Raw genomic sequence first — 26,318 nt, 5'->3', positions numbered from 1 at the left:
CGGACAACCTGTGATCGAGTCTGCGTGTCAGCCCTTCACCGCGCCAGCCATGATCCCGGCCACGAGCTGACGCCCGACGAAGAAGAAGATCACGAGGAGCGGGAGCGTGACGAGGAAGATGCCGCCCATCACCAGCGAGTAGTCCACGAAGTAGTTCGCCTGCAGCGAGCGCACCACGAGCGGCAGCGTCGGATTCTCGTTGGTGAGGATGATCGACGGCCAGAAGTAGTTGGTCCACTGCTGCACGAACTGGAACAGACCGAGCATCGCGGCGGCCGGCAGCGCCGCGGGCATCGCGACGGACCAGAACGTGCGGATCATGGACGCCCCGTCCACGCGGGCCGCCTCGATGAGCTCGTACGGCAGGGCCTCGGACAGGTACTGCGTCATCCAGAACACACCGAACGCCGTGACCAGACCGGGCAGGATGACGGCCTGGACCTTGCCGTACCAGCCGATCTCGCTCATGAGGATGTACAGCGGGATGATCCCGAGCTGGACCGGCACGGCCATCGTCGCGATGACGAAGACCAGCAGCGGGCCACGGCCGCGGAAGTTCAGCTTGGCGAAGGAGTACCCCGCCAGGGTGGAGAACAGCACGACCGACGCCGACGAGATCACGCCGATGAGGGTCGAGTTCCAGAGCGCCTTCCAGAAGTTGATGTTGGAGTCGGTGATGACCGTCTGGAACTGCGTGAACAGGCTCGCGTCGGGGAGCCACTGCGGGATCGCGTTCTGCGCGATCGACGTCGGGTCGGAGGACCCGAGCAGCAGTGTGTAGTAGAGCGGGAAGATCGAGATCAGCAGGACAGCGCCCAGCAGGATGTACGTGACCCGACCGGCACGGCGGGCGGACCCGCCGAGGGGTGCCTTGCCGCGGGCGCGGCGCTTGGCGGCGGCGCGGGCAGCGCGTGTGCCGGCGGTCTGCGCGGTGACGGCGACGGAGCTCATCGGACGTCCTCCCCGGGGTTCTGGTTCGGCGAGCCGGTGGACGGCTGGACGGACGGGATCGACGGCGGTGGCGGTGGCGAGCCGGGCGGGGGGCCGGCGTTGGCACCGGGCGGTGCCGATGGCGTCGGGGTGCCGCTCCGGGCCGCTCCGGCACGGGCTTCGGCGAGCAGGGCCTTGGTGTGGCGTCGGCTCACCTTCGGGCCTCTCGTGCCGCCGGTGGCGATGCGCTGCGTCATGATGAAGTTCGCCATGCCGACGATGACGATGATGATGAACAGCAGCCAGGCGACGGCGGCCGCCTTGCCGAAGCTCTTCTGGTTGCCCCACGCGACGTCGTAGAGGTAGACGACCGTGGTCATCCAGTCACGGTCGGGGCCGCCGAGGCCTCGGGCGTCGTACATGCGGACCTCGTCGAAGATCTGCATGCCACCGACGGTCGAGGTGATGACCACGAAGATGACGGTGGCCCGGATCTGGGGGACCGTCACGGAGAAGAACTGGCGGATGCGCCCGGCGCCGTCGATGACCGCGGCCTCGTAGAGCTCGCGCGGCACCGCCTGCATCGCGGCGAGGAAGATCAGCGTGTTGTAGCCGGTCCAGCGGTAGTTGACCATCGTGGAGATGGCGAAGTGGCTGGCGAGGCGGTCGCCGTGCCACGCGACCGGGTCGACGCCGACCAGGCCGAGCAGCTCGTTGATGAAGCCGTACTGGTCGGCGTAGAGCCGGCCGAAGATCATGGAGATGGCGACCGGCGCCACGACGAACGGCACCAGGACACCCATGCGCCAGAACGTCGCCGCGCGAAGGTTCTGGTCGAGGATCGCGGCGATGGCGATCGCCATGATCACCTGCGGCACCGAGGAGAACAGGAAGATCGAGAACGTGTTCGCGACCGACTTCCAGAACAGCGGCTGCTGCAGGACGGCGACGTAGTTCGCCATGCCGACGAAGTCGCCCTGACCGCCGAGCAGGTTCCAGTCGTAGAGGGACACGACCGCCGTGTAGACGAGCGGGAACAGGCCTACGACGGCGAAGAGCAGGAAGAACGGCGAGATGTACAGGTAGGGCGAGACCTTCACGTCCAGCCGGCCGAGCCGCTGGGAGAGGCCGAGCCGTCGAGGCGGACGGTCCGGTTCGCCGCGCGCGTGCGCGGGCTTGGTGGGGGACAAGATGGCCATGAGTGTTTCCTGTACGTCTCTCCGTGGGCGGGGGCTGGGCACGTGTCGGGCCGGCCGCCGGGATGGCGACCGGCCCGACACGGTGTCTCACAGGGGGAAGCTCGGCGTCTGGCGCCTCACTCCCGGACGAGCGGTGACGTCACTGAATGACGTTCTGGGCGTCGGTGACCGCGGTCTCCCACGAGGCCTCCGGCTCCTCGTCGTTGAGGTCAACGCGGTTGATGGCGTTCTGGACCTCGGCGTGGATCGCGAAGTAGTTCTTGCCCTTGAACGGAGCGCCGTCGATGGCCTGGGCACGGGTCGAGAAGATCGCGCCGGCCGGGGCCTCGTTCATGAACTCGTTCGTGAACGTCTGGACGGCCTCGGACTCCTGCGCCTCGATCTGCGACGGGAAGGTGCCCGCCTCCTCGAAGGCCTGGGTCTGGACGTCCGGCGAGGTCAGCCAGGCAGCGAGCTCCGTGGCAGCCTCGGTGTGGGCGCCGGAGGCGGGCACGGTGAGGAACGAACCGCCCCAGTTGCCACCGCCACCGGGGAAGACGTCGGCGATGTCCCAGCCCTCGACGTTGCCGGCGTTCTGCTCGATCGGACCGGTCATCCAGGCCGGGCAGAGCATCGTCGCGAACGCGTCGTTCTGGAAGCCCGCCGTCCAGTCGTCGCCCCACTGCTCCAGGCCGGCGGACAGGTTCTCGTCCGCCGAGGCGGCGATGACCTGGTCGTACAGGTCCTTCACCTCGGTGTTGCTGGCCAGGTCCTTGGGCTCACCGGTGGCCGGGTCCTCGTAGGCGCCGTCGAGCTGGTTGACCATGCCCTGGAAGGTCGCCTGGGCGGAGTCGAACCAGGCGTTGCCCGTCTCGTCGACGTACTCCTGGCCGGCCTCGAAGTAGGTGTCCCAGGTGGCGTTCTCGCCGCCGATCCACTCCGCGACCTCTTCGCGCTCGGACGGCAGCCCCGCCGCCTCGAGCAGGTCGGAGCGGTAGCAGATGGCCTCCGGGCCGATGTCCGTGCCGTAGCCGATGAGCTTGCCGTCCGGCGTCGTGGCCTGCTGGACCTTCCAGTCCACCCACCGGCCGTCGAGCTCGGCGTTCGTCAGGTCGGTGAAGAGGTCGGGGTACTGCATGAGCTCGGGGAGCCAGTCGACCTCGATGGCCTCGATGTCGGCCAGTCCTTCGCCACCGGCGGCGAGCTTGGTGGTCAGGTTGGTCCGGGCGTCACCGGACTCGGCGGCCGTGACGTGCTTGACCGTCACGTTCGGGTGCTCCTCGGTGTACTGGGCGAGGAGCTCGTCCGTGTAGCCGAAGTTGTTGAAGGTGGCGACCGTGAGGGTGATCTCCTCGTCGGACGACTCGCCGTCGTCGCCGTCTGCGGTTCCCGGCTCGTCGGTGTCGCCCGAGCAGGCGCCGAGAACGAGGGCGAGGGACGCGATGCCGGCAGTGGCCGCGGCGACGCGACGGCTCCGGCGGGGGCGGGTGCTGCTGAGCACGGTGACTCCCTTGTCTGGTTCGAATCATGCGTAGGGCGCTTCAGGAAGCGCAGACGTCTCACGACGTGGTAGCGCTTCCACGACCGGGGATGATGCTTCCGTTGCGAGCGTGTTCCGTCAAGCCCTCGCAGCCACCGATGCTGGAAGGTGATGTCGAGATTTCGTATCTGTGCAGGTCAGAGCGGTGGTGGAAGCGCTCCCGTGACCAAACCGTGACAGCGTGGACGAGTGTCTGCCGACGGCGGTGAGCACGCGGTGCGGGTCAGGACCGCGTCAGCCACTCCCGCCCGGCTCGTTCCTCGGCCTCGAGCGTGCGCCGGACGGCCCCGGCGGCCGCCTCCTCGACGGTCGCCGCGAACAGCGGTATGCCCGCCCTGACCTCACCGTCGTACACCTGGCGGGTGCCGCCGTCGGCCGTCGGCTCGAGCCGGAGCGATCCCGTCATCCGCACCGGGGCGCCGGCGATCTCGACCGCGACCGTGCCGACGTGGCGGCCCTCGCGCGCCGGCTCCCACGCCTCCGCCTGCCGCACCTCGAGGTGGTCACCGACGAGCTGGCGGACCTGACCCGGGATGAGGTCGGTGGGCAGGGTGCGTCGCAGGGACACCGTGAACCCGGAGGCCGGGTCCCCGCTGACGTCGACCTGGGAGGCGGCGCCGGCGTCCTGCCGTCGGCCGCGCCACCGCACGAACTCCGCGTCGCTGAGCATGGCGGCCACGACGGACACGTCCGCCGGGTAGGTCTGCTCCACGGTCAGGTGCACGCTGCCCACCCTACCGGCGTGCTCCACGACGGGTAGTGCCCCGTACGCTGGTGGGCGTGTCCGCCATGAGTGATCTGATCGCCGAGCACGCCGAGCTGGCCGAGGGGGACCTCGAGTGGCTCCACCTGCTGGTCGGTGACTGGCAGATCGTCTCCGACCTCGCCTTCGCCGACCTCGTCCTGTGGCTGCCGACGGCGGACGGCCGCTTCGTCGCCGTCGCGCAGTGCCGTCCCAGCACCGGTGCCACCGTCCACTACGACGACGTCGTCGGGTCGTTCGCCCCCGAGGGGCAGCGCCCGCAGCTCACCGCCGCGATGAGCGAGGGGCGCGCCCAGCGCTCGCGCGAGCCGCGCTGGTTCGGCGCGTACGCGGTGCGTGAGGAAGCAGTGCCCGTGGTGCACGACGGCCGCGCCGTCGCCGTCGTCGCCCGGCAGACGAACCTCGGCTCCGGTCGCACGCCCAGCCGCCTGGAGCTCAACTACATCGAGTCCGCGGACGACCTGCTGGCGATGATCGGCCGGGGGGAGTACCCGTCGCTCAACGCGGCGACCGGTCCGCGCCGCGGCGCCCCGCGCGTCGGCGACGGCCTGATCCGGCTCAACTCCGAGGGCGAGGTCCTGTACGCCAGCCCGAACGCGCTGTCCTGCTTCCACCGGCTCGGGGTCATCGGGCCGTTGGTCGGCCAGTCGCTCGTCGAGGTCACCGCCGGGATCGCCGAGCAGCAGAGCACCGTCGACGAGTCGCTGCCGCTCGTCGTCATGGGCCGGGCGCCGTGGCGCACCGACATCGAGGCGGGCCGGGCGGCGCTGTCGTTGCGGGCGCTGCCGCTGACCGACCGCGGTCAGCGCATCGGCGCCGTCCTGCTGTGCCGCGACGTGTCCGAGCTGCGTCGCCGCGAACGCGAGCTGATGACCAAGGACGCGACGATCCGCGAGATCCACCACCGCGTGAAGAACAACCTGGCGACGGTGGCGGCGCTCCTGCGTCTGCAGGCCCGGCGCATGGAGGTTCCCGAGGCGCGGGCGGCGCTGGAGGAGGCGATGCGGCGCGTCGCCACCATCTCGCTGGTGCACGAGTCCCTGTCCCAGACGCTCGACGAGAGCGTCGAGCTCGACGACATGCTCAAGCGTGCGCTGCGTCTCGCGGCGGACGTCGCCTCCACGCGCGCGCAGATCAGCACCCGGCAGAGCGGCTCGTTCGGGCTCGTGCCGGCCCAGGACGCCACGCCGCTCGCCCTCGTGCTCACCGAGCTCGTGACCAACGCCGTCGAGCACGGGTTCCCCGGCCAGGAGTCCGGGACGGTCTCGATCGACGTCGAGCGGGAGGACTCGTCGCTGCGCGTCGTCGTGGCGGACGACGGCGTTGGGATGCGCGACGGCATCGACGAGCTCGGCCGGGCGTCGCGCAGCGGGCTCGGGTCGCAGATCGTCAAGACGCTCGTGGTCAACGAGCTGCGCGGCACCATCGACTGGCTCCCGCGCGAGGGCGGCGGGACCCAGGTGGTGCTGCAGGTGCAGCTGCGGGGCGACGCGCAGCGCTGAGCACGCAGAAGGGCTCCCCCGCTCATCAGCGGGGGAGCCCATCTGCGTGCGTACTCGGTGGCGTCAGCCGGCGCGACGGGCCCGAGCGGTGCGGCGCTTGAGGGCGCGGCGCTCGTCCTCGCTCATGCCGCCCCAGACGCCGGCGTCCTGGCCGGACTCCATGGCCCACTTGAGGCAGTTGTCGACGACGTCGCAGCGACGGCAGACGGCCTTGGCCTCCTCGATCTGCATGAGGGCCGGGCCGGTGTTGCCGATGGGGAAGAAGAGCTCGGGGTCCTCGTCGAGGCAGGCTGCCTTGTGGCGCCAGTCCATGTCATCTCCTCAGGTCGATGATCGTTCCCAGGAGGGCGCGCAGCCGTCTGGACATGCCGAGGGGCAGCCGTCTCCGGGTCCGGATCGTTCAGGGGGTTCGGGATCTCTGTCCAGAATCACACCTCGTGAAGGTGGGCACAAGGGGTGACGGCCAGATTTCTGTTCCGTGAACCCTGAGGGTTTCATCACACTGCACAAACTTTCCCCGGGGCCGTATCCTGACGTGTCATGCCCGGTCCTGCTGCTCCTTCCCCTGATCCCGGCCCGGTCCCGCCACCGCGCACGCGACCCGGCGGCGTCCTGGTCGCGGTCCTGGTGGCGGTCGGGATCGAGGCGGTGGCCATGGCGGTCTTCGCCGCGGCGGTCGTCGTCGAGCTGGTGGGGGGCCGCTCCGGGAGCACCGGCGTCAGCGTCTTCATCGTGGTGTTCTTCCTCGGTCTGGCCTGGCTCCTCGTCGGCTCCGGCCGCGCGCTGTGGCGTGGACACCGGCGGGGACGTTCCCCGATCGCCGGCTGGCAGATCTTCCAGGGGATCATCGGTGCCTCCCTGCTCACCGGCGGCTCACCGGCTGCGGTCGTGGGCGGCATCGTTCTCCTCGTCCTGGCCGCCGGTGCCCTGCTCGGTCTCATGACGCGACCGGTGCTCGAGCACACCGCCGGCTGACCAGACACCGCCCCGGCCGACACCGCGCGCCGGGGTCATGCCCCGGCGGCCTGCAGCGGAGCAGCGGTCCCGCCGTCCACCAGCGCTCCGCGTCCTGGCCGGGCGGGTCCCGGCTCGGCGACGTCGCCGAGCGGTGTGCCGAACACCTCGTCCGCGTCCCGCCCGCCCGGGGCCAGCACCACACCGGTCCGCCGTGCGCGCAGCTCCGCCAACGGGCCCCGGTGCGCCATCAGGACGCCCTGGGTGGTGGCCGACGCCACGAGGACCAGCCCACCTTCCTCGACCAGCGCGCCGAGGCGCTCGACCTCCACGGGGCAGCCCTGGGCGAGCGCGTCGAGATCGTCGACCACGACGGTCGGGACACCGTCGTCGGCGCCGTCGGCCGCGGTGTCGCCCGAAGGCCCGGCCGCCGACGCCAGCTCCTCGACCAGCCGCCGGACCGCTGCCGGGGACGGGGCGATCCGGTGCTCGCAGGCCTCGGCGCGCAGCGCGTCGTCGCGGGAGACGACGGCGGCGAGCCTGCCGTCCGCCGCCAGCCCGCGGACGACGGTCCGCAGCACCGTCGACCTGCCCGTACCGCGTGGACCGACCACCAGGGCCCCGCGTCCCACGTCCAGCGCGAGCGGGGCTGCGGCGTCGCCCCCGACCCCGATCACGACCTCGCGTCGTCGAGAGGCCGTCGGGAGCGGGGGCGACTCGTCGACGGCCCGAGCGAGGTCTGCCCATGTGAGCCGTACCGGCAGCGGCCGGACCCGGTTCGGTCGCGGCCCGTCCGCCGGGTCGAGGCGGCCACGGCCCTCGACGTCGTCCGGCATCAGGATCTGGCAGACGAAGGGCTCACCCGACGGCAGCCAGGCCGCGCGGCCCGGTGGCCCGCCGTGTCCGGCGAGCGCTGACGGCGCCCCGAGCATCACGTCGGAGTGCTGGTCCGTCCCCAGCAGCACGAGCCGCGGGCCGACGCGCGCCGCCACGCCGCCGACCGACGCGGTGTCGGCGGTGAGGGCGAACGACGCGTGCCCGGCGGCGAGGGCCGTCACCAGGGGGTCCCAGGCGCCGGGCCCCGCGAGGACTGCCCGGAGCTCCTCCACGCCGTCGACGACGACGAGGGTGCGGGGCCCGCTGCCGTCCGTCGTGGGCGGGCGGTCCAGCAGCCGCAGGATCCGGCGTGCACGGCGGGGGTCGTCGGGACCGGTGAGCGTGCCGAGGCCGGGGTGCCCCGCCAGACCGGCGAAGGCCTGCGCCGCGGCGGGCGGTGCGAGCACGTGCACGTGCCAGCCGCGAGCCAGCGCCGCGGCGGCGAGGGACACGAGGGTCGTGGTGCGGCCGGACCGGGTGGGCCCCAGGACGGCGAGGTGCCCGGCCCGGGGGAGCCAGTGGACGAGGAGGCGCCGCTGGGCGTCCGGGTCGTCGGCGAGCGCCAGCGGGAGCGCCTCCGGTCCGTCGTCCGTCGGTGTGACGTCGTGGAGGTCGGCCGCGCCGACGCGGGACGGCAGGGCGGGCAGCCAGGGGGCAGGTCCGGGACGGTGCCCGAGCCGTGCGGCGGTGCGGCGGGCGACGTCCACGGCGGCGTCGACCGGCCCGGGCCCCCCGGGCGGCCGCGGTCCCTCCTCGCGCGCCGGTCCGACGGCGGGCACCGGCCGGTCCGCGGCACCGGCCGGGGCGGGCCGCTGCCAGGTGGGCGCCCGGCGCACGTCCGGGCCGCCGTCGGCGGGCAGGGTGCCCGCGTGCGCGCACTGCAGGGCGACCGGCGGGGCGGCGCCCACGCGGAGCACCGCACGTCCCGGGACACCGACGGGGATGCGGGCGGCCGCGGCGTGGTCGACGACGTCGTGGGAGTCGGCGGCGTCCACGACCCGCAGCGCGACGCGTGCCGAGACGTTCGCGCGCACGTCGGTGCTGACCGCTCCCGAGGGACGCTGCGTGGCGAGCACGAGGTGGACCCCCAACGACCGGCCCTGGGCGGCGATGCGGAGCAACCCCGGCAGGAAGTCCGGCAGGTCGTCGGCGAGGGCGCGGAACTCGTCGATGACCACCACGAGCCGGGGCAGGGTGCCGGGCGGGGCGTCGTCGAGCGAGGCCGCCCGACGCTCGGCCAGGACCCGCTCCCGGCGGTGCAGCTCGGCGCGCAGCCCGGCGAGTGCCCGGCCGGCCAGCCCGGGTTCCAGGTCGGTGACCTGCCCGACGACGTGGGGCAGGTCGGCGCAGCGACCGAACGAGGCGCCGCCCTTGAAGTCCACCAGTGCCAGTGCGAGGTCGGCGGGGGATCGGCTCAGTGCCAGCCCGAGGACGAGCGACTGCAGCAGCTCGGACTTCCCGGAGCCCGTCGTCCCGGCGACGAGCAGGTGGGGGCCGTCGGCGACGAGGTCGAGCGTGACCGGGGTGCCGGTGGCGTCGACGCCGAGGGGCACCTGCCACCCGGCGGCGTCGGCCCAGCGCCGGGCGGGGTCCACACCGTCGAGCAGGTCGGCCAGCGGCACGACGCCGGGCAGGCCGGGGTCGATCACGTCGGCAGCTCCGGGGTCCGACGTCGGCAGCACGGCCGTCGCGGCACGCGCAGCGGCGTCGAGGTCGGCCGGCGTGCGACGCAGACCGTGCAGGCCCGCCAGGCGGCGGGCCGTGCGCTCGGCCCAGGCCGTGGTGACCCCGACGCCCGGACCGGCGGTGTCGGTGCCGTCCGGTGCCGTCCGATGGACCCGTCCGTCCGGGGACAGCCGGAGCGACGCCCGGCACCAGGAGGGTGCGGGGACCTCGCGGCCGCCCGGCTCGCTCGGCAGGCACAGCACGACGAGGTCTCCCCGGCGCACCGCCTCGTCCGCGACGCGGAGAGCATCCTCGTCCGGGGTGTCCACCACGAGCAGGCGGGCGGCCGCGCCCTCCTCCCCGGCGCCGCCTGCGGGGCGGTCGTCGCTGAGCCAGCGGCACCAGGACCAGGCACCGTGCCCCTGGCCGGTCACCTGGACGGCGACTCCGGCCGCGGCGAGGTCGACGACGACGGCGCGGGCGACGGCGCGGGCGGCGTCGGTCGGGCCGCGCACCGCCAGCGCGCCGTCGGGCAGCAGGTCGGCGGGTGTGCGGCCGGCCGGTGCGGGGTCCTGGTGGGCGCCGCTGCGCGCCCGCGCGGCCAGGGTGTCGAGGGCACGGCGCCACGCGACGTCAGAGGCCTGGTGGCAGGCCACCACCCGCGCGGCCGTGCGACCCGGGGCGGTGCCGGCGGGGGCCGTGCCGGGCGGCGGGAGCTGGTCCTGCGCGCGCCGCCGCCGGACGGCGGCCACCACCTGGGGGGCCAGAGCGACGACGGCGACCAGCGAGAACAGCGCGTACAGCGGCTGGCGGAGCATCACCGCCAAGGTGATCGAGCCGAGGACGGGGACGAGCCCGGTGAGCAGCATCGCCGGGTTGACGGGCAGCGTGGTGGAGCGCTCCGGCGCTGCCGGGGCGAGCCAGCCGGAGACCTCGCCGGAGCGGAGCAGCTCGTACCGGGTGCCGGCCACCTCGAGGAGGGTGCCGGGACGCCAGCGGCGCGGCAGACCGCCGAGCCGTCGGCGACGCTCGCGGCCGCCGTCCGTGCGCAGCAGCGCGGCGGGCGGGGAGCCTGCCCGGAGGCGTGCACCGCGCGGCCGGCGCCGGGCGGCACGGACCCTGGCGCGGGCGTCGGCGCGCACGGTCACGGTCCGCGCGCCCCGGCCGACGACGACGGGACGCCTGGTCGTGAGCGGGATGGTCTCGCCGGCTTCCGGGCCTGTCGTCGGGGTGACGAGCCACGGGCTGCGCAGCGCCGCGACGTCGGGAGCGGACGGTGGTGCCGGTCCCGTGGCCGCGACGCGCAGGGTCGCGCCGGGCAGCAGCGGACGGTGCCCGACGACGGCGTCGTCGCCCACCGGTGTGCCGTCGGCCACCAGGGGGGCGTGCGACAGCTCGGGGCGGCGGACGAGCCGGGCCAGGGGTGCGCGCAGGTCGCCGAGCCGGGCGCCGTCGGGCAGCTCGACGTCCTCGCCGGGGTGCAGCGTGAGGCGGACGGACATGAGGCCAGCGTGCCGCCGTCGGGCACGCGCCCGCCGGCGCCGTCCACAGCCTGTGGACGGCCCCGGCATCGTCGTCCGCTACTCCGCCGCGAGCGCCTCCACCGGGGAGGCCTTGAGCGCCGTCCGGGCCGGGGCCACCGAGGCGACCAGGCCGGCCACCAGGGCGATCACCAGCACCAGCGTCACGTCGAGCCAGGGGACCGAGAGGGTGACGTCACCCATGATCCCCAGCGCCGCCGCAGAGCCCGACCAGCCGTACACGAGGCCCAGCGCGATGCCGAGCACCGCACCGACGCCCGCGATGAGCAGGCCCTCGATCGCCAGCATGCCCCGCAGCTGGCCCTTCGACAGGCCGATCGCACGCAGGGTCGCGGACTCCTTGCGCCGCTCGATCACCGACAGCGACAGGGTGTTCGCCACGCCGATCAGTGCGATGACCACGGCCACGGCCAGCAGGCCGAGGACGATGCCCAGCATCGTGTCGATCACCTGGTCGAACTCGGCGCGCTGCACCGCGATGCCCGTCACCTGGGCCGCCTCGCCGGAGTCCGAGACCACGTCCTGGATCGTGCCGACGGCCGCGGTGGCGTCCGCCGAGTCCGCGAGGGCGACGTACATCTCGGTGATCACCGAGCTCTCCTGCACCTGGAGCAGGTCGTCGGCGGCGAGGTAGTTGGTGAACGGCACCGCCTCGTTGACCATGACGTCGAAGGTGGCCGTGCCGTCCGCACCGGCGAGGGCCAGCCGGTCGCCGTCGGCGAGGCCCATCTGCTCTGCCTGGTCGTAGCCCAGCAGGACGGTGCCCGGCGCCAGGCCGTCGAGCTGGGCGGGAGAGTTGAGCACCTCCCGCGCCGCGGCGGGGTCGAGGGCCGTGACCTCGACGGACCACTGCTCGCCGTCGTCCTGCCCGTCGGCGGGGACCAGGTCACCACCGGCGACGACGATCTCCGGGGTGCTCAGCGACACGTCGGCGAGGTCGGCGACCGCCGTCACGTCGGCCGTGCCCGCGACGTCGGCACGCAGGCTCTCCGACAGCGCGGCCGGGGAGCCGTCCTCGTCGTACGTCGTGCTGGACACCACGACGTCCACCGGGAACTGCTCGTCGAGCGCCTCGGTCAGCGAGGTCCGGGCGCTGGCGGCGCCCGTCGACATCATCGCCACCAGGGTCACGCCGATCAGCAGCGCGGTGCTCGTCGTCGCGGTGCGGCGCGGGTTGCGCAGGGTGTTCGCCGCGGCGAGCCGGGCCGTCGGGCCCGACGCCCCGACCGCCCGCCCGGCGAGCGCCGTCACCTTCGGCAACCAGAAGACGGCGCCGACCGCCACGCCGACGAACGACAGCGCGCCGCCGGCGATCCCGGCCAGGAGGCCGGACGTGGGCTCCTGCGCCACCGTCCCGAGCGCCGCGCCCAGGCCGAGCAGCGCGAAGCCGAGCACGGCGGCCAGCAGCGAGAGCACCAGGCGCACGCGGCCCGCCCGGCGCGAGGCGGACGGAGCGTCCGAGGGGCGCAGCGCCGCGAGCGGAGCGACCCGCGTCGCGACCCGTGCGGGCACGAGCGCGGCACCCACCGTCACGAGAGTGCCGACGAGCACCGGGACCACCACGACCTGCCAGGTCAGCGAGATGCTGTCGGGCAGCGGGACGGGGACGTCCATCGCCTGGGCGACCCACAGGGCACCCTGCCCGAGCAGGATGCCGAGCAGCACCCCGGCCACCGACGCGACCGCGCCGAGGATCCCGGCCTCGGTGAGCACGCCCCGGCCGACCTGCCCCTTGTCCGCACCCACGCAGCGCAGCAGGGCGAGGGTGCGGGCGCGCTGGGCCACCAGCACCTGGAACGTGTTGGCGATGACCAGTCCTGCCACGACCAGAGCGATCGCGGCGAACGTCAGGACGAAGATCAGGAACATCAGGTCCTGGCCGCCGGTCAGGGTCGCGGCCACGTCGGCGGCCCGCTCGTCGGTGGTCACCACCCATCGGGCGTCGCCGATGCTCGTCGTGCCGTCCACCGCGGTGGCCAGCGCGGCCTGGACGTCTGCGACGTCGGCTCCCGGAGCGAGCGCGACGGCGACCTCCGTGGCACCTACCTCGGTCCCGTTCTCCTCGGCGATCCAGGTCGCGAAGGTGTCGGCGTCGACGACGGCGGCACCGCCGGTCTCGGAGTACGCCCCGTAGGGGTCGTCGAGGATCCCGACGACGACGGGTCGCTCGGTCACCTGCTCCCAGGTGTCGTCCTCGGTGAGCACGTCACGGGTGAGGTTGACCCGGTCCCCGGCCTCGAGGCCGAGCCGCTCGGCGACGGCTGCGGGGAGCGCGACCTCGTCGGCCCCCGTGGGCATCGAGCCGACCGTCGTCTCCATCGGCATGAGCCGGTCGTCCGCGGTGGGGATGACGCTCTGGAAGACCGACCGCGACCCGGCGGAGAGCTCCGCGTAGGAGCTGCTCATCGGGGCGACCGCGTCCACGCCGTCGACCTCGCCGAGAGCGGCGACCTCCGTGATCGGCTCCTCCGACGTCGCGCCGATCACCAGGTCGGCGTCGGCGTACCGAGCGGCGATGGAGTCGTACGTGGTCTGCGTGATGACACCGCTGGCCAGCAGCGTCGCGGCGACGAACGCCGTGCCGATGACGATCGCGATGCCGGCGGCCGCGAGCCGGCCGGAGCTGCGGCGCATCTGCGCCAGGGTGATCCGCAGCATCAGGCACCCGCCTGCGCGGCGTCGTCGGCCACGGGACCCTCGAGGGACCGCAGGGCGTCGAGGCCGGCGAGGACGGCCTCGGGCGTGGGGTCGCTGATCTCGCCCGCGATGCGGCCGTCGGCGATGAGGACGACGCGGTCGGCGTACGCGGCGGCGGCCGGGTCGTGCGTGACCATGATGATGGTGCGGCCCAGCTCGCGCACGGAGCGGCGCAGGAAGCTGAGCACCTCGGCGCCGGAACGCGAGTCCAGGTTGCCCGTCGGTTCGTCGGCGAAGACGACCTCCGGCTGGGCGATGAGGGCGCGGGCGATGGCGACGCGCTGCTGCTGCCCGCCCGAGAGCTCGCTCGGACGGTGCTCGAGCCGCTGCTCGAGGCCGAGCGTGCGCACGAGCGTGTCGAACCACTCGCCGTCCGTCTTCGCCCCGGCGAGCTCGAGCGGCAGCGTGATGTTGTCACGCGCCGTGAACATCGGCAGCAGGTTGAACTGCTGGAACACGAAGCCCACGCGGTCCCGGCGCAGGCGGGTGAGCGCCTTGTCGCCGAGGCCGGTGGTCTCCGTGCTGCCGAGGAACGCCTGCCCGGACGTCGCGCTGTCCAGCCCCGCCAGCAGGTGCATCAGCGTGGACTTGCCGGAGCCGGACGGCCCCATGATCGCGGTGAACCGCCCCTCGGCGAAGTCGACGTCCACGCCGTCGAGAGCGCGCACCTGCGCCTCGCCGGAGCCGTAGGTCTTGGTCAGACCGCGCGCCCGGACGGCGAGCCGGCCGGTGTCAGGGGTGTCGGTGTCTGTGACGGGGACGAACACGGTGGTGTCCACGAGATGTCTCCACGGGTCTTGCTCCGGCGGCTCCCGGGGACGGGAGCTCGATGACACCACCGACGCTACGGACCGGCCGGCGAGCCGTCGTCGGCCCGGGGGCTGGTCGTGGCGGCGCCCAGGTCATACCCAGGTATGACGCCCACCCTGAGAGGTCCCTGAGCGCCGCCCCGCTGGTCAGGCCGTCAGGACCGGGGCCGTTCGCGGAACGAGATCACGGTCGCTCCGGGGCGCGGGCCCGGCCGCGCACGAGCACGAGCACCGCGCCGGCGAGGAGCAGGCCGGCGACGACGACCGCCCAGGTGTAGCCGGGCCCGCCCAGCAGGCCCTCGAGGAGCACGCGGCTGCGGGAGGTGGGATCGGCCAGCACCACCGCGACGAACGCGGCGACGACGGCGACCACCGCCGCGGTCAGGACCCGCTCCCACCGCTTGTCCAGCGTCGCGCGGCCCATCAGCCGCCGGCCGGCCCGGACGATGTGCCGGGCGCGCAGCAGCCGCAGCGCACCGACGGCGCGCACGAGCCGCAGCAGCTGGACCGGCCCGATCGCCAGCACGGCCGAGATCACGATCGCGGCCGTGACGACCACCAGCCAGCGGTGCTGCCACAGCCAGCCGCGCTTGTCCGGGGAGACGGCGAACAGCACGACGGTCTCCCCGAGCAGGACGGCGCCGGTCAGCAGGCTCGCGACGGTGCCGACGGACTGGTAGGGCTCCTCGAGGAGCGTCAGCCACACCGCGGGGACCGAGGCCAGCGCGGCGACGAGCACCGGCCACGCGAACCGCCGCGACCACCGGGACTCGGGCGTCTCGGAGGCGGGGGGCGCTGCCACGTCGCGAACAGGTCCGGAGCGAGGCATCCCACAGGATAGGCACGAGAACAGGTGCTGTCTCACCAGGGCACGGGCGCCCACCGGCCGGTTCAGGCTTCGGTCGATACCACACAGACGGATCGAAGAGAACCCGTAGGCAGCGATGTCCGTCCCTCGTCGGCGCGTGCACGCTGGACACGTTGTGGCGCCGCAACCTGTCCAGCATCACTATGCTCCGACGCAAGGAGAGCAGACATGTTCGAGAAGATCCGCAAGCCCGTCGCGACCAGCGCCGTGATCGCGGCCCTCGTGGCCGGCGGTGCGACCGCTGCCCACGCCGCGGTCGACTACGTCGGCGGAGGCACCTGGAACCACGGCGTGAACAGCAGCACCGTGTGGTCGAACTACTACCACGGGTCGACCTGCCACGGGGCGACGTCGGTGGGGACGTACACGGACCGGGAGAACAGGTCGGCCGGGTACTGGGCGACGACGAGCGCGCCGTCCCGCTGGTACGCGGTCGACAAGGCCTACTGGCGCACCTCGTGCTAGTCGGCTGACGCGTGGGGCCGGGCCGCAGACGCCCGGCCCCACGTGCTCGCCGCACCAGCACCCGACAACACCAAGGACACCGCCCTCGATGCTTCACCGGTCCGTCAAGCTCGCCTACGTCCTGTGCGTGGCGCTGGGGACGCTCCTCGCGCTGACGTCCTTCCACGCGTTCGACGAGTTCCAGATGACCGACGCCCCGTACCAGGTCCGGGTGGACGAGCCGATGACGCACGGCACCGCTGCCGACGCGCGAGCAGCGGTCGTGGCCACGGCACGCAGCACCGGCGCCGACGTCGCACGGTTCGTCGACGACGTCCGCGCGCCCGACAGCGTGGCCCACCTCTACGCCGTTCCCGGCGGCGACGGCGGTCCCGTCGCCGGACGCCTCGCCGACGGGTACGCCGGGTTCAGCCGGTACACCGACGTCCGGTTCCACCCGTACGAGGAGGTGGGCGACCTCGACCCGCGGGGGTACTACCTGGTGTGGGGGGAGCGCGAGGACGCGCAGGCGTTGCTGGGAGCCCTGTCGGAGCTCGGCATGGGGGGCGTGGTGGCGCCCGTGCCGGGGCTCGTGGACCTGCCGCTGCACACCGCGGGCGGGCCACTCGGCCGAGCGGCCCTGGTGACCCTGCTGGCCGTCGTCGTCCTCGTCGGCGCGGGCGTGGTCATGGGAGCCCCCGCCTACGGTGTCCAGCGTCTCCAGGGGCGGTCGTACAGTCAGATCCTGCTCCGTGACGTGCGTGAGGTGTCGGCCAGCGCGGGTGTGGCCCTCGGGCTCGTCGCGGTCGCCGCCGTGGCCGGCCTGGGGCTCTACAACGGCTTCGCCCGGTTCGGGGCGTTCGTCGTGGTCGCCGCGGTGAGCGTCGGTGCGCTGCTCGCCGTCGCCCTCGTCACCCATGCCCTGGCGCTCGCGCTGCTGTCCCGGTCGGCGATCTTGCCGGCGGTCAAGGGCGAGTTCCCGTCCCGGCTGGCGATGGCGGCCATGTACCTGGTGCGGGTCCCCGCCGTGGTCCTCGTGGCGGTGGTCGGGTTCGCCGGCGTCCAGGCGTACCTCGTGGTGGAGGAGCGGGCGGCAGCCCGCGAGGCCTGGGCGGACGCGGCCGACACGTCCTCCGTGCTCATCAGCGGGACGGCGGACATGCAGGCCGACCCGGAGCTCTTCTCCCGCGTCGGGGCGATGGCGCGGGAGGCGGTCGACGACGGCGCGGCGATCGTCGTCGCCGACGTCTCGACCGAGATGGTCCCCGGCGACCCGCGGGGACCGTTCCTCGCCCCGGACGTCTCGTGCCCGGTGCTCGCCGTCTCGCCGAGCTACCTGGACGAGCACGAGGTGCTGGCCGCCGGCGGCGTCCGCCTCGGCGCGAGCGACGTCGGTGGTGAGCCGACGCTGCTCCTGGCGCCCGGGTGCGGCGACGACGTGCGCAGCGGCACCGCCGCGTGGTTGGCGGGCCGGGCCGGCATGGCGGGTACCGAGGCGCCGGGCCACGCCGAGGGCGAGCTGGCCCCGGACCAGGACTTCTTCACCTACGGGGACCGGTGGAACCCGAACGTGTCCCCGTGGGCCTACGACGCGGCGCTCCTCGTCCTGCCGGCCGGGCTCGAGGCCCTGTCGGACTCGACCTACGGTGACATGACGGCCGGCGGCGAGGTGCTGTTCCTGGACCAGGACGACGCGCTCGAGCGCGCCGGCTCGGCGGACCTCCGGGACCAGGTGGCCGGTGTGCTGCCGGCGGGGGCCGCGGCGGCCAAGCAGACCCGGCAGGTCGCCGTCGACCTGCGCACCTCGGTCGTCGCGTTCGTGGGCGTGCTCGGCGTCGTCGCGGCGACCGCGGTCGGGGTCGTGATGATCCACGCCCGCCGTCGCGCGCAGGAGATCTACGTCCGGCACATCTGCGGGTGGCGGTTCTGGCGGGCGGCCCGGAGCCTCCTCGTCGTCGAGCTCGGGCTCGCGGTGCTCGCGGTGCTGTGGTCGGTCGACCGCGCCGCGTCGCTGGCGGGCGCGCCGGGGACGGCGGACGCGCTGCGGTCCGACGTGACGGCGTGGTACGTGGGCATCGCGACCGCGGGTGCGGTGCTCGGCTGGTTGCTCGTCGCAGCGCTCGCACGGTCCACGTCCGCCCGGCTCGTGCGCACCCGGTCCGCGGACACGTAGCGGCCCCGGTCGCATCCCCGATCGCCGTCCCCACAGCCCAGAGGAAAGGTAGACACGTGTCGACAGTCATCGCGAAGGACGTCACCAAGGCGTTCGGGGAGCGGATCCTGTTCGCCGACCGGTCGTTCGAGGTCGGTCCCGGGAGCATGACCGCCCTGACGGGACCGTCCGGCTCGGGCAAGTCCACGCTGCTCAACTGCCTGGGACTGCTCGAGGACGTGACCTCCGGGGTGATCGAGGTGGACGGCCGGAACGTGACCGCGCTCGGTGCCGGTGCGGCGCGGCGGTTCCGGCGCGACAAGCTCGGCTACCTGTTCCAGAACTACGCGCTGGTCGAGAACGCGACGGTGCGGTTCAACCTGGACGTCGCCCGGGTGCGTGGTCGGCGCGGTGCGGACGGCCTGACCGACGACGAGGCTCTCGACCGCGTGGGTCTCGGCGGCCGGGGGGACGAGCCTGTCTTCCGCATGTCCGGCGGCGAGCAGCAACGCGTCGCGCTCGCTCGGCTCTTCGTCAAGGCACCGACGCTGATCCTGGCGGACGAGCCCACGGGCGCCCTCGACCGCGACAACGCCGACATGGTCCTGGACTCGCTGCGGGACTTCGCCCGGGACGGGGCCGCCGTCGTCGTCGCCACCCACTCCCAGCACGTCGTGCAGGCGTGCACCGAGGAGCTGCAGGTGGGCGCGAACCCGGGTCACCAGGGCAGGTCGTGACCGGGCGGAGCGACGTAGGGGCGCTCCAGCGCATGGTGCGCCAGCGCCTCGCGGATCCATCCCGGTCCCCGCGCGGTCACCGGTGACAGCCGCAGCACCCGGGCGAGCTGGACGAGGTGCTCCTCGACCGTGCGGGGCGAGATGTCGAGCATCTCGGCGATCTCGAGCGTGGTCGGCAGGGGTGCGGTGACGTCGCCCGTCATGCGCGGGGACACGAGCGCCACCATCACCGCGTGGCGCCGCGACGCAGGGTCGAGGCCCCATGCGGGCACGCAGCCCGAGGAGCACCGCGGGGACCAGGCCGGCCGCTGGTCGGGCCCGAACACGTCGAGGACGTGACCCGAGGCGCCCGCAATCCCGGCGAGGTCGAACGGCGGCGCGAGGACGGTGCCGGGCTCGACCCGCACCTGGTCGATGGGGCGCTCCAGGTTCCACACGCGCAGCGGGACCGATGCGCTGAGGTTGGCGATGCTCCACGTGCGCTCGTCGGCGACGATGGAACCCGCGGCGCCGTCGACGTCGAGGTCCGTCGCGGGGCAGCACCCGGAGTCGCAGCTCCCGAACTCCACGGGGACGTCGGCGGGCACGTCGACGGTGACGGTGGTGCCCTCGCCGACGGTGCGCACGGTCAGGACGACGGAGGGGCGCGCGGCGTCGGGCACTGCGCGCTCCTTCCTCGTGGTTCGCTGGGTTCGGCGGACGTCCACCATGCCAGTCCAGTCGTCCATCCTTGCAGGTCACCGCCGACGACGACGGGTCGAGGCCGCGGTGCTCGAACCCGGGATCTACGGGTTGTGCAGGGCCGAGGCCGGCCCTCAGGACCCGGGCCGCACCAGCCCGGTCTCATAGGCGGTCACCACGGCCTGCACCCGGTCGCGGGCGCCGAGCTTGGCCAGGACCCGGCCCACGTGCGTCTTCACCGTGGCCTCGGCCACGAACAGGTCGGCGGCGATCTCGGTGTTGGACCGTCCGCGCGCCATGAGGACCAGCACCTCGCGCTCGCGCTCGGTGAGCTCGCCGAGGGCCTCGTGCGCCGGGCCGGCCGCCGTCGTCGGCAGCGCGGTGACGAGGTGCTCCAGGAGCCGGCGCGTGGACGACGGCGCGATGACGGCGTCGCCGCGGTGCACGGTGCGGATGGCGGCCAGCATCTCCTCCGGCGGGGCGTCCTTGAGCAGGAACCCGGAGGCGCCCGCCCGGATCGCCTCGAGCACGTACTCGTCGAGGTCGAAGGTGGTCAGCACGACGACGCGCGGTGCCGCGGGCTGCGCCGTCAGCCGCCCGGTCGCGGTGAGGCCGTCCATCGTGGGCATGCGCACGTCCATCAGCACCACGTCGACCCGGTGGTCGGCGAGGAGGCGCAGCGCCTGCGCGCCGTCGGAGGCCTCGACGGCCACGGTGAGGTTGGGCTGGGAGTCGATGACCATCCGAAAGCCGGCGCGCACGAGCTGCTGGTCGTCGACGAGCGCGACCTTCACGGCGTCGGTCATGCGGGCTCCTGGTTCTCGGGGTGCGCCGGCCGCACGGGGGAGCCGGCCGGCGCGGCGGGCGGCTCGGTGGACGCGGGGGCCGCCGGGGGAGTGGCGGCGGGCACCGGCATCGTGAACCGTACCCGCCAGCCGCCGCCGGGGCGCGGGCCGGCCGTCACCGAGCCGCCGAACATCGCGGCGCGCTCGCGCATCCCGAGCAGCCCGTAGCCGGCCTCGCCGTCGCCGGCTGCCGCCCCACGACCGTCGTCGGCCACCTCGACCGCCACGGACTCGGCCTCCCAGCGCAGCACGACGGTCACGCGCGGGTCGGGCCCGGCGTGCTTGCGCACGTTGCTCAGCGCCTCCTGCGTGACCCGGTGCAGCGTCAGTCCCGCGCCGGGCGGCAGACGCCGCGCCACACCGACGCGTACCAGCGAGACGCGGGTGCCGGCGTCGCGCGCCTGCGCCACGAGGGTCGTCAGGTCCGCGTCGTCGGGCTGCGGCGCCAGGGGAGCGGAGCCCGACGACGCACCTCGCCCGGGTAGCACCGCGCCTGCCGCGGCGTCGCCCGCCCGGGCCGCGCCGTCGGCCATCGTGCCGCCGTCCGCGCGCCGTGCCCGCCCGCGTGCTGTCGGGCGTGTCCCGTGGCCGGTCGTGCCACCGCCGTCTTCCTGCCAGGGAGCCTCGGGCTCGGGGCCGTCGTCGTCCCGCAGGACGCCGAGCAGGCGGCGCATGTCGGCCAGGGCCGCCCGCCCGGTCTCGGAGATGACGTCGAGGGACCGCACCGCGGCGGCGGGGTCGTTCGCGGCGACGTACCGGCCGCCGTCGGCCTGCGCCACGACGATGGACAGGGAGTGCGCCACGATGTCGTGCATCTCGCGGGCGATCCGGGCGCGCTCGGCGGCGGTGGCGATGCGGGTCTGCTGGTCGCGCTCGAGCTCGAGGCGCTCCGCGCGGTCGCGCAGGGCGTCCAGGGTCACGCGCCGTTGGCGCCGCACGAGCGCCAGCGCCCACACAGCGAGACCCAGGAGGGTGCAGAGCAGGCTCAGGCCGACGAGCTGGCTGAGCTGGCCCGTGCTGCGTTCCTGCACCGCGACGACGGGGCCGATGAGGAACGAGCCCACGACGGTCGAGAGGATGGCCGTGACGTGCGCCCAGCCTGGGCCGTACACGGTGACGGCCCACAGCGCGGCGAGGACGGCGAAGTCCGCGGGGATGAGCAGGGTGTGGCCGGCGAGCAGGTGTGCGAGGGCCACGGCGTAGACGGCGACGGACGACGCGACAGGTCGGGTGCGTCGCCACGCGAGCGGGGCGACCGTGGCCAGGGACCACGCGACGACCCAGCCGGACTGGGTGCGCGTGTCGGAGAGCGTCGTCGCGGTGGCCGCGACGAAGATGCCGAAGAACACCGTGCCGGTGGCGTCCACGGCGAAACGGTGGCGCTCGAACCACGTGCTCAACCGCGCTGACCAGCCCATGCTCGACACCATAGGCAGGTCAGGAGGTTGCGCGCGTCAGCCCGTGGTGGGACCCGGTCGCCGTGCGGCATGGCCCCTGGGGATGATCGGACCACCGTGTCGCGAGGTGCCAGGACCAGGCATATTGCCGCTAGCATGAGGGAATGACCCACGTACTGCTGGCCGAGGACGACCCGGCGATTGCCGAGCCTTTGGCGCGGGCTCTCACGCGTGAGGGTTACGACGTCGTCGTGCAAGGAACTGGTCAAGGAGCGATCGACAACGCCGGGGACGCGGACATCGTCGTCCTGGACCTCGGTCTGCCGGACATCGACGGGCTCGACGTCGCCCGCGAGATCCGTGGTCGCGGGCTCAGCACGCCGATCCTGGTGCTGACCGCCCGCGCCGACGAGGTCGACCTCGTGGTGGGCCTGGACGCCGGTGCCGACGACTACGTGACGAAGCCGTTCCGGCTCGCCGAGCTGCTCGCACGCGTCCGGGCGCTGCTGCGCCGCACCCACGGCGAGGCCGCGGAGGACGAGGAGCTGCGCGCGCAGGACGTCCGTGTCGACGTCGCCGCGCACCGAGCCTTCCAGGGGGAGCGTGAGCTGCACCTGACCACCAAGGAGTTCGACCTGCTCCGGGTGCTCGTGGGCAACGCGGGCTCCGTCGTCGTGCGCGACACGCTCATGCGCGACGTCTGGGGCTCGGACCCGGTCGGGTCCACCAAGACGCTCGACATGCACGTGTCGTGGCTGCGGCGCAAGCTCGGCGACGACGCGAACTCCCCGCGCTACGTCTCCACCGTCCGGGGGCTCGGCTTCCGGTTCGAGCTCGGTCAGCAGGCCTGACCTCCGGTGCGCCGTCGCGTCCTGCTGGCGACGATCTCCGCGGTCGCCGTCGCAGTGGTCCTGCTCGGCGTACCGCTGGGCTTCTTCGGGGCACAGTACGTCGTCGCGAACGAGGAGCGCCGGGTCTCGGACCGGTTGGACACGTTCGTCCGGACCGTCGAGCGCGCCCAGGCGCAGGGTGAGAGTCCCAGCGAGGAGCAGCTCCTGCGCGCAGCGGAGGGGCGCTCCGGAGACCTCCCGGCACGCGTCACCGTCAGCCTGCCCGACGGCGAGCTGCTCGAGTTCGGCGACGTGCTGCGCGAACCGACCATCTTCAAGGCGGCGCAGACCACCGACGAGCGTGCCTCGGTGTCCATCGAGGTCTCTGCCTGGGGCGCCTACATCAAGGCCGCCCAGACCGTCGCGCTCGCGGTGGTCGCCGGCGTCGTCGCCATCGCGGCCGGCGTGGCGATGGCCGTGTGGCAGGCGAACCGGCTCTCCGCGCCTCTGGTGTACCTCGCGGCGTCGGCCGAACAGCTCGGCTCCGGGCAGGTGCGTCCGAGCCTCGAACCGTCCGGCGTGGAGGAGATCGACCTGGTGGCGGCCGAGCTGGCCCGCAGCGCCGACCGGCTGGCCGGGCGGCTCGCCTCGGAGCGGCAGTTCGCGCAGGACGCCTCCCACCAGCTGCGCACGCCGCTGACCGCCCTGACCATGCGGCTCGAGGAGATCATGCTGACCAGCGACGACGAGGCCGTCGTCGAGGAGGCCAGGGTGTCGCTCGAGCAGGTGGAGCGGCTGGTGACCGTGGTCGACGACCTGCTCTCCACGTCCCGGCGCTCGCAGGGCGGTACCACCGAGGCGGTCGCCCTGGCTGACGTGGTCCGCCAGCAGGAGGAGGAGTGGGCGGAGACGTTCCGCACCGCCGGACGCGTGCTCGTGGTCGACGTGCCGGACGAGCACCGGGTCCTGGCGACCCCCGGTGCGCTGGCGCAGGTGATCGCCACGCTCCTGGAGAACTCCTTGAAGTACGGCGACGGCGTCACGGCGGTGCGCTCGAAACCGTCCGGCCCGAAGGGTGCGGTGGCGCTCGAGGTCTCGGACGAGGGCCCCGGCGTGGCGGACGACATCGCTCCGCGGATCTTCGAACGCGGCACGACGACGGGAGGCAGCACCGGCCTCGGGCTGGCGCTGGCACGTGACCTGGTCGCCGCCGACGGCGGTCGTCTCGAGCTGGCGCAGCGGCGTCCGCCGGTGTTCCGCATCTTCCTCGCCGGGGTGCCGCGCACGCTCGACCCGAGCGTCGTGCTCCCACCCGGGTCGACGATCTCGTCGCGCGGGCGCCGCCGCGGCTGGCTCCACCACAACGAAGGCTGAGACCCGCCCCGCCCCGCCCCGCCCTGCCTCATCGTTGTGGGCGCGATTTCTGGCCCGTATTGTCCGTTTGCGGCCGGTTGTGGGCCCAGAAATCGCGCCCACAACGCTCGGGGTCAGCCGACGCCGCGGAAGACCACCGTGCGATACATGACGTACCGGAAGATCGTGCTCAGCACGAGGCCGACCCCGTTCGCCGCGACGTTGTCCGCCAGTGCCGAGTCGAGGCCGAGCACGTACCGGGACACCGCCAGGCATCCGGCCGAGATGGCGAGCCCGCCGACGTTCACCGCGGCGAACTCCAGCAGCTCGCGTCCGCGGCGCGGGGTACGGCGGTCCGCGAACGTCCAGTACCGGTTGCCGACCCATGCCACGAGAGTCGCGACCGCCGCCGCGATGATCCGCACCGTGATCGGCTTGTGGGCGAGCACGTCGACAGGCCCGTGCAGCATCAGGTTGAACACGGCGAGGTCCACCACGAACGCGAGCGCGCCCACCGAACCGAACCGCAGCAGCTCGATGCGCCGCGCCCACAGTGCGAGCATCGTGCGCGCCGGCCACCGCTGCGGGGCGGGTGCGGCTGCCGGGGCACGAGACATGCGGGCCACCTTATCGGCCCGGCCGGTATCCTCGACCAACGTGACGCCCCCCGCCAGTGCCCCCGTCCCACCCGTGGTCGCCGTCGTCGGTGGCGGCCAGCTCGCCCGCATGATGGCCCCGGCCGCCGCCGAGCTCGGTGTCCATCTGAGGGTGCTCGTCGAGGACCCCGCGACAGCGGCGGCGCAGGTCGTCGTCGACGCCCCGGTCGGGGCCGCGTCCGACGAGGCGGCGATCCGCGCGCTCGTGGCCCCCGCGGACGGACGGGCCGCGGCCGACGTGCTGACCTTCGAGCACGAGCACGTGCCGAACAGCCTCCTGACCGACCTGGTCGACGGCGGCACCCCGGTGCGGCCGGGCCCTGGAGCCCTGGTGCAGGCCCAGGACAAGATCGTGATGCGCCGTCGGCTCACCGAGCTCGGGGCGCCGTGCCCGCGCTGGGCGGCGCTGCCCACCGATCCGGAGGCCGCCCGGTCCGCGCTCGGGGTCTTCCTCGACGGCGCACCGGGCGGTGAGGCCGTGGTGAAGACCGCTCGGGGCGGCTACGACGGCAAGGGCGTGCGCGTGGTCGCCGCACCAGCGGAGGCGGACGACTGGATCGCCGCCCACGCCGCGGGAGGCCCCGAGCTCCTCGTCGAGGACAAGGTGCCGTTCAGCCGTGAGCTCGTGGTGCTCGTCGCCCGCCGGCCGTCGGGAGAGGTGCGGACATGGCCCGTGGTGGAGTCGATCCAGCGGGACGGCGTCTGCGCCGAGGTGATCGCGCCCGCTCCGCGCCTCGACCTGCAGCTTGCCGAGCGGGCTCGCCAGGTGGCCGTCCAGGTGGCCGAAGGGCTCGACGTGACCGGCGTCCTCGCGGTGGAGATGTTCGAGGTGCCGGACGGTGACGGCGGCCCGGTGGTGCTCGTCAACGAGCTCGCCATGCGTCCGCACAACTCCGGGCACTGGACGATCGACGGCGCCGCGACGAGCCAGTTCGAGCAGCACCTCCGGGCGGTGCTGGACCTGCCGCTCGGTGCGACCGCGCCGACCGCACGCTGGACCGTCATGGCGAACGTCCTGGGCTCGAGCCTGGAGCGCCTCACGGACGCGCTGCCCGAGCTCGGCGCGCGGTTCCCGGAGGCGCGCGTCAACCTGTACGGCAAGGACATCCGCCCGGGCCGCAAGCTGGGACACGTCAACGTCAGCGGCGACGACCTGGACGAGGTCCGCCGCCGTGCGGTCGCCGCGGCCGCCCTGCTGCGCGGCGAGGAGATCGAGGAGAACTGATGAGCGAGAACAAGCCCGTCGTCGGGATCGTCATGGGGTCGGACTCCGACTGGCCCGTCATGCAGGCCGCGGCCGAGGCGCTGGACGAGCTGGGCGTGGCCAGCGAGGTGGACGTGGTCTCGGCGCACCGGATGCCGACCGAGATGATCGAGTACGGTCGCGGTGCCGCCGACCGGGGCCTGCGGGTGGTCGTGGCGGGTGCCGGGGGAGCGGCGCACCTGCCGGGCATGCTGGCCGCGGTCACGCCGCTGCCGGTGATCGGCGTGCCGGTGCCGCTCAAGCACCTGGACGGGATGGACTCGCTCCTGTCGATCGTGCAGATGCCGGCCGGAGTCCCGGTCGCCACGGTGTCGATCGGGGGCGCCCGCAACGCCGGCCTGCTCGCGGCGCAGATCCTCGGTGCGGGCACCGATGCGGAGTCCCTCGCGCTGCGCGAACGGATGGTCGCGTTCCAGGCCGAGTTGCGCGACGTCGCGCACGCCAAGGGCGAGCGGCTGCGCGAGACCCGCCGCGCCACGCCGAGGTAGTACCGGTCGTGCCGAGGTAGTACCGGCCCCGATGAGGGGGTGCGGCGTCGGATGGTGGCGTTCCGTCGCCCGTCAGCAGGTGGTGGCTCCGTGCAGGTCGTCGCAGTGGAGGCGGACGCGTGCTTCGGTGACGGTGACGGGTTCGGTG

At 73.7% G+C, this 26,318-nt stretch carries 22 protein-coding genes; 9 read left to right on the top strand and 13 right to left on the bottom strand.

Annotation, left to right across the window (positions count from 1 at the left end; genetic code table 11):
• Positions 1–27: 27 nt before the first annotated feature.
• From ACWAT2_RS17215 to ACWAT2_RS17200, 4 genes are all read right to left on the bottom strand, one after another.
• Positions 28–951 carry a carbohydrate ABC transporter permease gene (locus tag ACWAT2_RS17215; protein WP_402377446.1) on the bottom strand — a complete coding sequence of 308 codons (924 nt, stop codon included), beginning with the start codon at positions 949–951 and terminating at the stop codon, positions 28–30.
• Positions 948–2,129 carry a carbohydrate ABC transporter permease gene (locus tag ACWAT2_RS17210; RefSeq protein WP_402377444.1) on the bottom strand — a complete coding sequence of 394 codons (1,182 nt, stop codon included), beginning with the start codon at positions 2,127–2,129 and terminating at the stop codon, positions 948–950. The genes ACWAT2_RS17215 and ACWAT2_RS17210 overlap by 4 nt, the downstream gene beginning before the upstream one ends.
• A 139-nt stretch (positions 2,130–2,268) precedes the next feature.
• On the bottom strand, positions 2,269–3,609 hold the full coding sequence (locus tag ACWAT2_RS17205; protein ID WP_402377441.1) for an ABC transporter substrate-binding protein: 1,341 nt from the start codon (positions 3,607–3,609) through the stop codon (positions 2,269–2,271).
• A gap of 262 nt (positions 3,610–3,871) precedes the next feature.
• Positions 3,872–4,372, bottom strand: a complete 501-nt coding sequence (locus ACWAT2_RS17200; RefSeq protein ID WP_402377438.1) for a DUF2505 domain-containing protein — start codon at positions 4,370–4,372, stop codon at positions 3,872–3,874.
• A gap of 65 nt (positions 4,373–4,437) precedes the next feature.
• On the opposite strand from ACWAT2_RS17200, the gene ACWAT2_RS17195 reads away from it, so the two are divergent.
• Entirely contained in the window at positions 4,438–5,913 is a 1,476-nt protein-coding gene (locus tag ACWAT2_RS17195) for a sensor histidine kinase (RefSeq protein WP_402377613.1), read from the top strand.
• 63 nt (positions 5,914–5,976) lie between these two features.
• Here ACWAT2_RS17195 and ACWAT2_RS17190 read toward each other — a convergent pair whose 3' ends face one another.
• Entirely contained in the window at positions 5,977–6,225 is a 249-nt protein-coding gene (locus tag ACWAT2_RS17190; protein ID WP_106267737.1) for a WhiB family transcriptional regulator, read from the bottom strand.
• A gap of 228 nt (positions 6,226–6,453) precedes the next feature.
• On the opposite strand from ACWAT2_RS17190, the gene ACWAT2_RS17185 reads away from it, so the two are divergent.
• Positions 6,454–6,888 carry a hypothetical protein gene (locus ACWAT2_RS17185; protein WP_402377435.1) on the top strand — a complete coding sequence of 145 codons (435 nt, stop codon included), beginning with the start codon at positions 6,454–6,456 and terminating at the stop codon, positions 6,886–6,888.
• A gap of 35 nt (positions 6,889–6,923) precedes the next feature.
• Here ACWAT2_RS17185 and ACWAT2_RS17180 read toward each other — a convergent pair whose 3' ends face one another.
• From ACWAT2_RS17180 to ACWAT2_RS17165, 4 genes are all read right to left on the bottom strand, one after another.
• Positions 6,924–10,910 carry an FtsK/SpoIIIE domain-containing protein gene (locus tag ACWAT2_RS17180; protein WP_402377433.1) on the bottom strand — a complete coding sequence of 1,329 codons (3,987 nt, stop codon included), beginning with the start codon at positions 10,908–10,910 and terminating at the stop codon, positions 6,924–6,926.
• Positions 10,911–10,988: 78 nt separating this feature from the next.
• Positions 10,989–13,607: an ABC transporter permease gene (locus tag ACWAT2_RS17175; protein ID WP_402377430.1), complete on the bottom strand. Its 2,619-nt coding sequence runs from the start codon at positions 13,605–13,607 to the stop codon at positions 10,989–10,991.
• Positions 13,607–14,425, bottom strand: a complete 819-nt coding sequence (locus tag ACWAT2_RS17170) for an ABC transporter ATP-binding protein (protein WP_402377428.1) — start codon at positions 14,423–14,425, stop codon at positions 13,607–13,609. The genes ACWAT2_RS17175 and ACWAT2_RS17170 overlap by 1 nt, the downstream gene beginning before the upstream one ends.
• 214 nt (positions 14,426–14,639) lie before the next feature.
• Positions 14,640–15,257, bottom strand: coding sequence for a hypothetical protein (locus ACWAT2_RS17165; RefSeq protein WP_402377425.1), 618 nt, complete (start codon positions 15,255–15,257; stop codon positions 14,640–14,642).
• Positions 15,258–15,491: 234 nt separating this feature from the next.
• Between ACWAT2_RS17165 and ACWAT2_RS17160 the strand changes: the two genes are divergently transcribed.
• The 3 genes from ACWAT2_RS17160 (at position 15,492) to ACWAT2_RS17150 (ending at position 18,656) form a co-directional block, all read left to right on the top strand.
• Positions 15,492–15,788 carry a lactococcin 972 family bacteriocin gene (locus tag ACWAT2_RS17160; protein ID WP_402377422.1) on the top strand — a complete coding sequence of 99 codons (297 nt, stop codon included), beginning with the start codon at positions 15,492–15,494 and terminating at the stop codon, positions 15,786–15,788.
• Between the two features lie 88 nt (positions 15,789–15,876).
• Positions 15,877–17,940 (top strand): hypothetical protein, encoded by a 2,064-nt coding sequence (locus ACWAT2_RS17155; protein WP_402377420.1) that lies wholly within the window; start codon positions 15,877–15,879, stop codon positions 17,938–17,940.
• 56 nt (positions 17,941–17,996) lie between these two features.
• Entirely contained in the window at positions 17,997–18,656 is a 660-nt protein-coding gene (locus ACWAT2_RS17150; protein WP_402377417.1) for an ABC transporter ATP-binding protein, read from the top strand.
• On the opposite strand, the gene ACWAT2_RS17145 is transcribed toward ACWAT2_RS17150, so the two are convergent.
• The 3 genes from ACWAT2_RS17145 to ACWAT2_RS17135 form a co-directional block, all read right to left on the bottom strand.
• Positions 18,638–19,318, bottom strand: coding sequence for a hypothetical protein (locus tag ACWAT2_RS17145; RefSeq protein WP_402377415.1), 681 nt, complete (start codon positions 19,316–19,318; stop codon positions 18,638–18,640). The two genes, ACWAT2_RS17150 and ACWAT2_RS17145, sit on opposite strands and share 19 nt — an antisense overlap.
• 153 nt (positions 19,319–19,471) lie before the next feature.
• Positions 19,472–20,143, bottom strand: a complete 672-nt coding sequence (locus ACWAT2_RS17140; RefSeq protein ID WP_402377413.1) for a response regulator — start codon at positions 20,141–20,143, stop codon at positions 19,472–19,474.
• Positions 20,140–21,600 (bottom strand): sensor histidine kinase, encoded by a 1,461-nt coding sequence (locus ACWAT2_RS17135; protein WP_402377410.1) that lies wholly within the window; start codon positions 21,598–21,600, stop codon positions 20,140–20,142. The genes ACWAT2_RS17140 and ACWAT2_RS17135 overlap by 4 nt, the downstream gene beginning before the upstream one ends.
• 143 nt (positions 21,601–21,743) lie before the next feature.
• On the opposite strand from ACWAT2_RS17135, the gene ACWAT2_RS17130 reads away from it, so the two are divergent.
• Together ACWAT2_RS17130 and ACWAT2_RS17125 are read left to right on the top strand one after the other, a co-directional pair.
• Positions 21,744–22,430, top strand: coding sequence for a response regulator transcription factor (locus ACWAT2_RS17130; protein WP_402377408.1), 687 nt, complete (start codon positions 21,744–21,746; stop codon positions 22,428–22,430).
• 6 nt (positions 22,431–22,436) lie between these two features.
• Positions 22,437–23,783: a sensor histidine kinase gene (locus ACWAT2_RS17125; protein WP_402377406.1), complete on the top strand. Its 1,347-nt coding sequence runs from the start codon at positions 22,437–22,439 to the stop codon at positions 23,781–23,783.
• Between the two features lie 113 nt (positions 23,784–23,896).
• Here ACWAT2_RS17125 and ACWAT2_RS17120 read toward each other — a convergent pair whose 3' ends face one another.
• Positions 23,897–24,379 (bottom strand): GtrA family protein, encoded by a 483-nt coding sequence (locus tag ACWAT2_RS17120; RefSeq protein WP_402377404.1) that lies wholly within the window; start codon positions 24,377–24,379, stop codon positions 23,897–23,899.
• Positions 24,380–24,419: 40 nt separating this feature from the next.
• On the opposite strand from ACWAT2_RS17120, the gene ACWAT2_RS17115 reads away from it, so the two are divergent.
• Both ACWAT2_RS17115 and purE read left to right on the top strand, forming a co-directional pair.
• Complete coding sequence (locus ACWAT2_RS17115) at positions 24,420–25,643, top strand: 5-(carboxyamino)imidazole ribonucleotide synthase (protein ID WP_402377401.1); 1,224 nt, start codon at positions 24,420–24,422, stop codon at positions 25,641–25,643.
• On the top strand, positions 25,643–26,170 hold the full coding sequence (gene purE / locus ACWAT2_RS17110) for a 5-(carboxyamino)imidazole ribonucleotide mutase (protein WP_402377398.1): 528 nt from the start codon (positions 25,643–25,645) through the stop codon (positions 26,168–26,170). The genes ACWAT2_RS17115 and purE overlap by 1 nt, the downstream gene beginning before the upstream one ends.
• Positions 26,171–26,318 lie beyond the last annotated feature (148 nt).

The sequence above is a fragment of the Isoptericola sp. GX10416 genome (assembly GCF_056590155.1).
The sequence above is the reverse complement of the archived record's forward strand: the minus strand, read 5'-3'. Positions and strand labels throughout refer to the sequence as shown.

Bases quoted from the DNA above. Each gene is read 5' to 3' on its own strand.
- ACWAT2_RS17215 (WP_402377446.1), bottom strand. From the start codon at position 951: ATGAGCTCCGTCGCCGTCACCGCGCAGACCGCCGGCACACGCGCTGCC.
- ACWAT2_RS17210 (WP_402377444.1), bottom strand. From the start codon at position 2,129: ATGGCCATCTTGTCCCCCACCAAGCCCGCGCACGCGCGCGGCGAACCG.
- ACWAT2_RS17195 (WP_402377613.1), top strand. From the start codon at position 4,438: ATGAGTGATCTGATCGCCGAGCACGCCGAGCTGGCCGAGGGGGACCTC.
- ACWAT2_RS17190 (WP_106267737.1), bottom strand. From the start codon at position 6,225: ATGGACTGGCGCCACAAGGCAGCCTGCCTCGACGAGGACCCCGAGCTC.
- ACWAT2_RS17185 (WP_402377435.1), top strand. From the start codon at position 6,454: ATGCCCGGTCCTGCTGCTCCTTCCCCTGATCCCGGCCCGGTCCCGCCA.
- ACWAT2_RS17180 (WP_402377433.1), bottom strand. From the start codon at position 10,910: ATGTCCGTCCGCCTCACGCTGCACCCCGGCGAGGACGTCGAGCTGCCC.
- ACWAT2_RS17175 (WP_402377430.1), bottom strand. From the start codon at position 13,607: ATGCTGCGGATCACCCTGGCGCAGATGCGCCGCAGCTCCGGCCGGCTC.
- ACWAT2_RS17160 (WP_402377422.1), top strand. From the start codon at position 15,492: ATGTTCGAGAAGATCCGCAAGCCCGTCGCGACCAGCGCCGTGATCGCG.
- ACWAT2_RS17155 (WP_402377420.1), top strand. From the start codon at position 15,877: ATGCTTCACCGGTCCGTCAAGCTCGCCTACGTCCTGTGCGTGGCGCTG.
- ACWAT2_RS17140 (WP_402377413.1), bottom strand. From the start codon at position 20,143: ATGACCGACGCCGTGAAGGTCGCGCTCGTCGACGACCAGCAGCTCGTG.
- ACWAT2_RS17135 (WP_402377410.1), bottom strand. From the start codon at position 21,600: ATGGGCTGGTCAGCGCGGTTGAGCACGTGGTTCGAGCGCCACCGTTTC.
- ACWAT2_RS17130 (WP_402377408.1), top strand. From the start codon at position 21,744: ATGACCCACGTACTGCTGGCCGAGGACGACCCGGCGATTGCCGAGCCT.
- ACWAT2_RS17120 (WP_402377404.1), bottom strand. From the start codon at position 24,379: ATGTCTCGTGCCCCGGCAGCCGCACCCGCCCCGCAGCGGTGGCCGGCG.
- purE (WP_402377398.1), top strand. From the start codon at position 25,643: ATGAGCGAGAACAAGCCCGTCGTCGGGATCGTCATGGGGTCGGACTCC.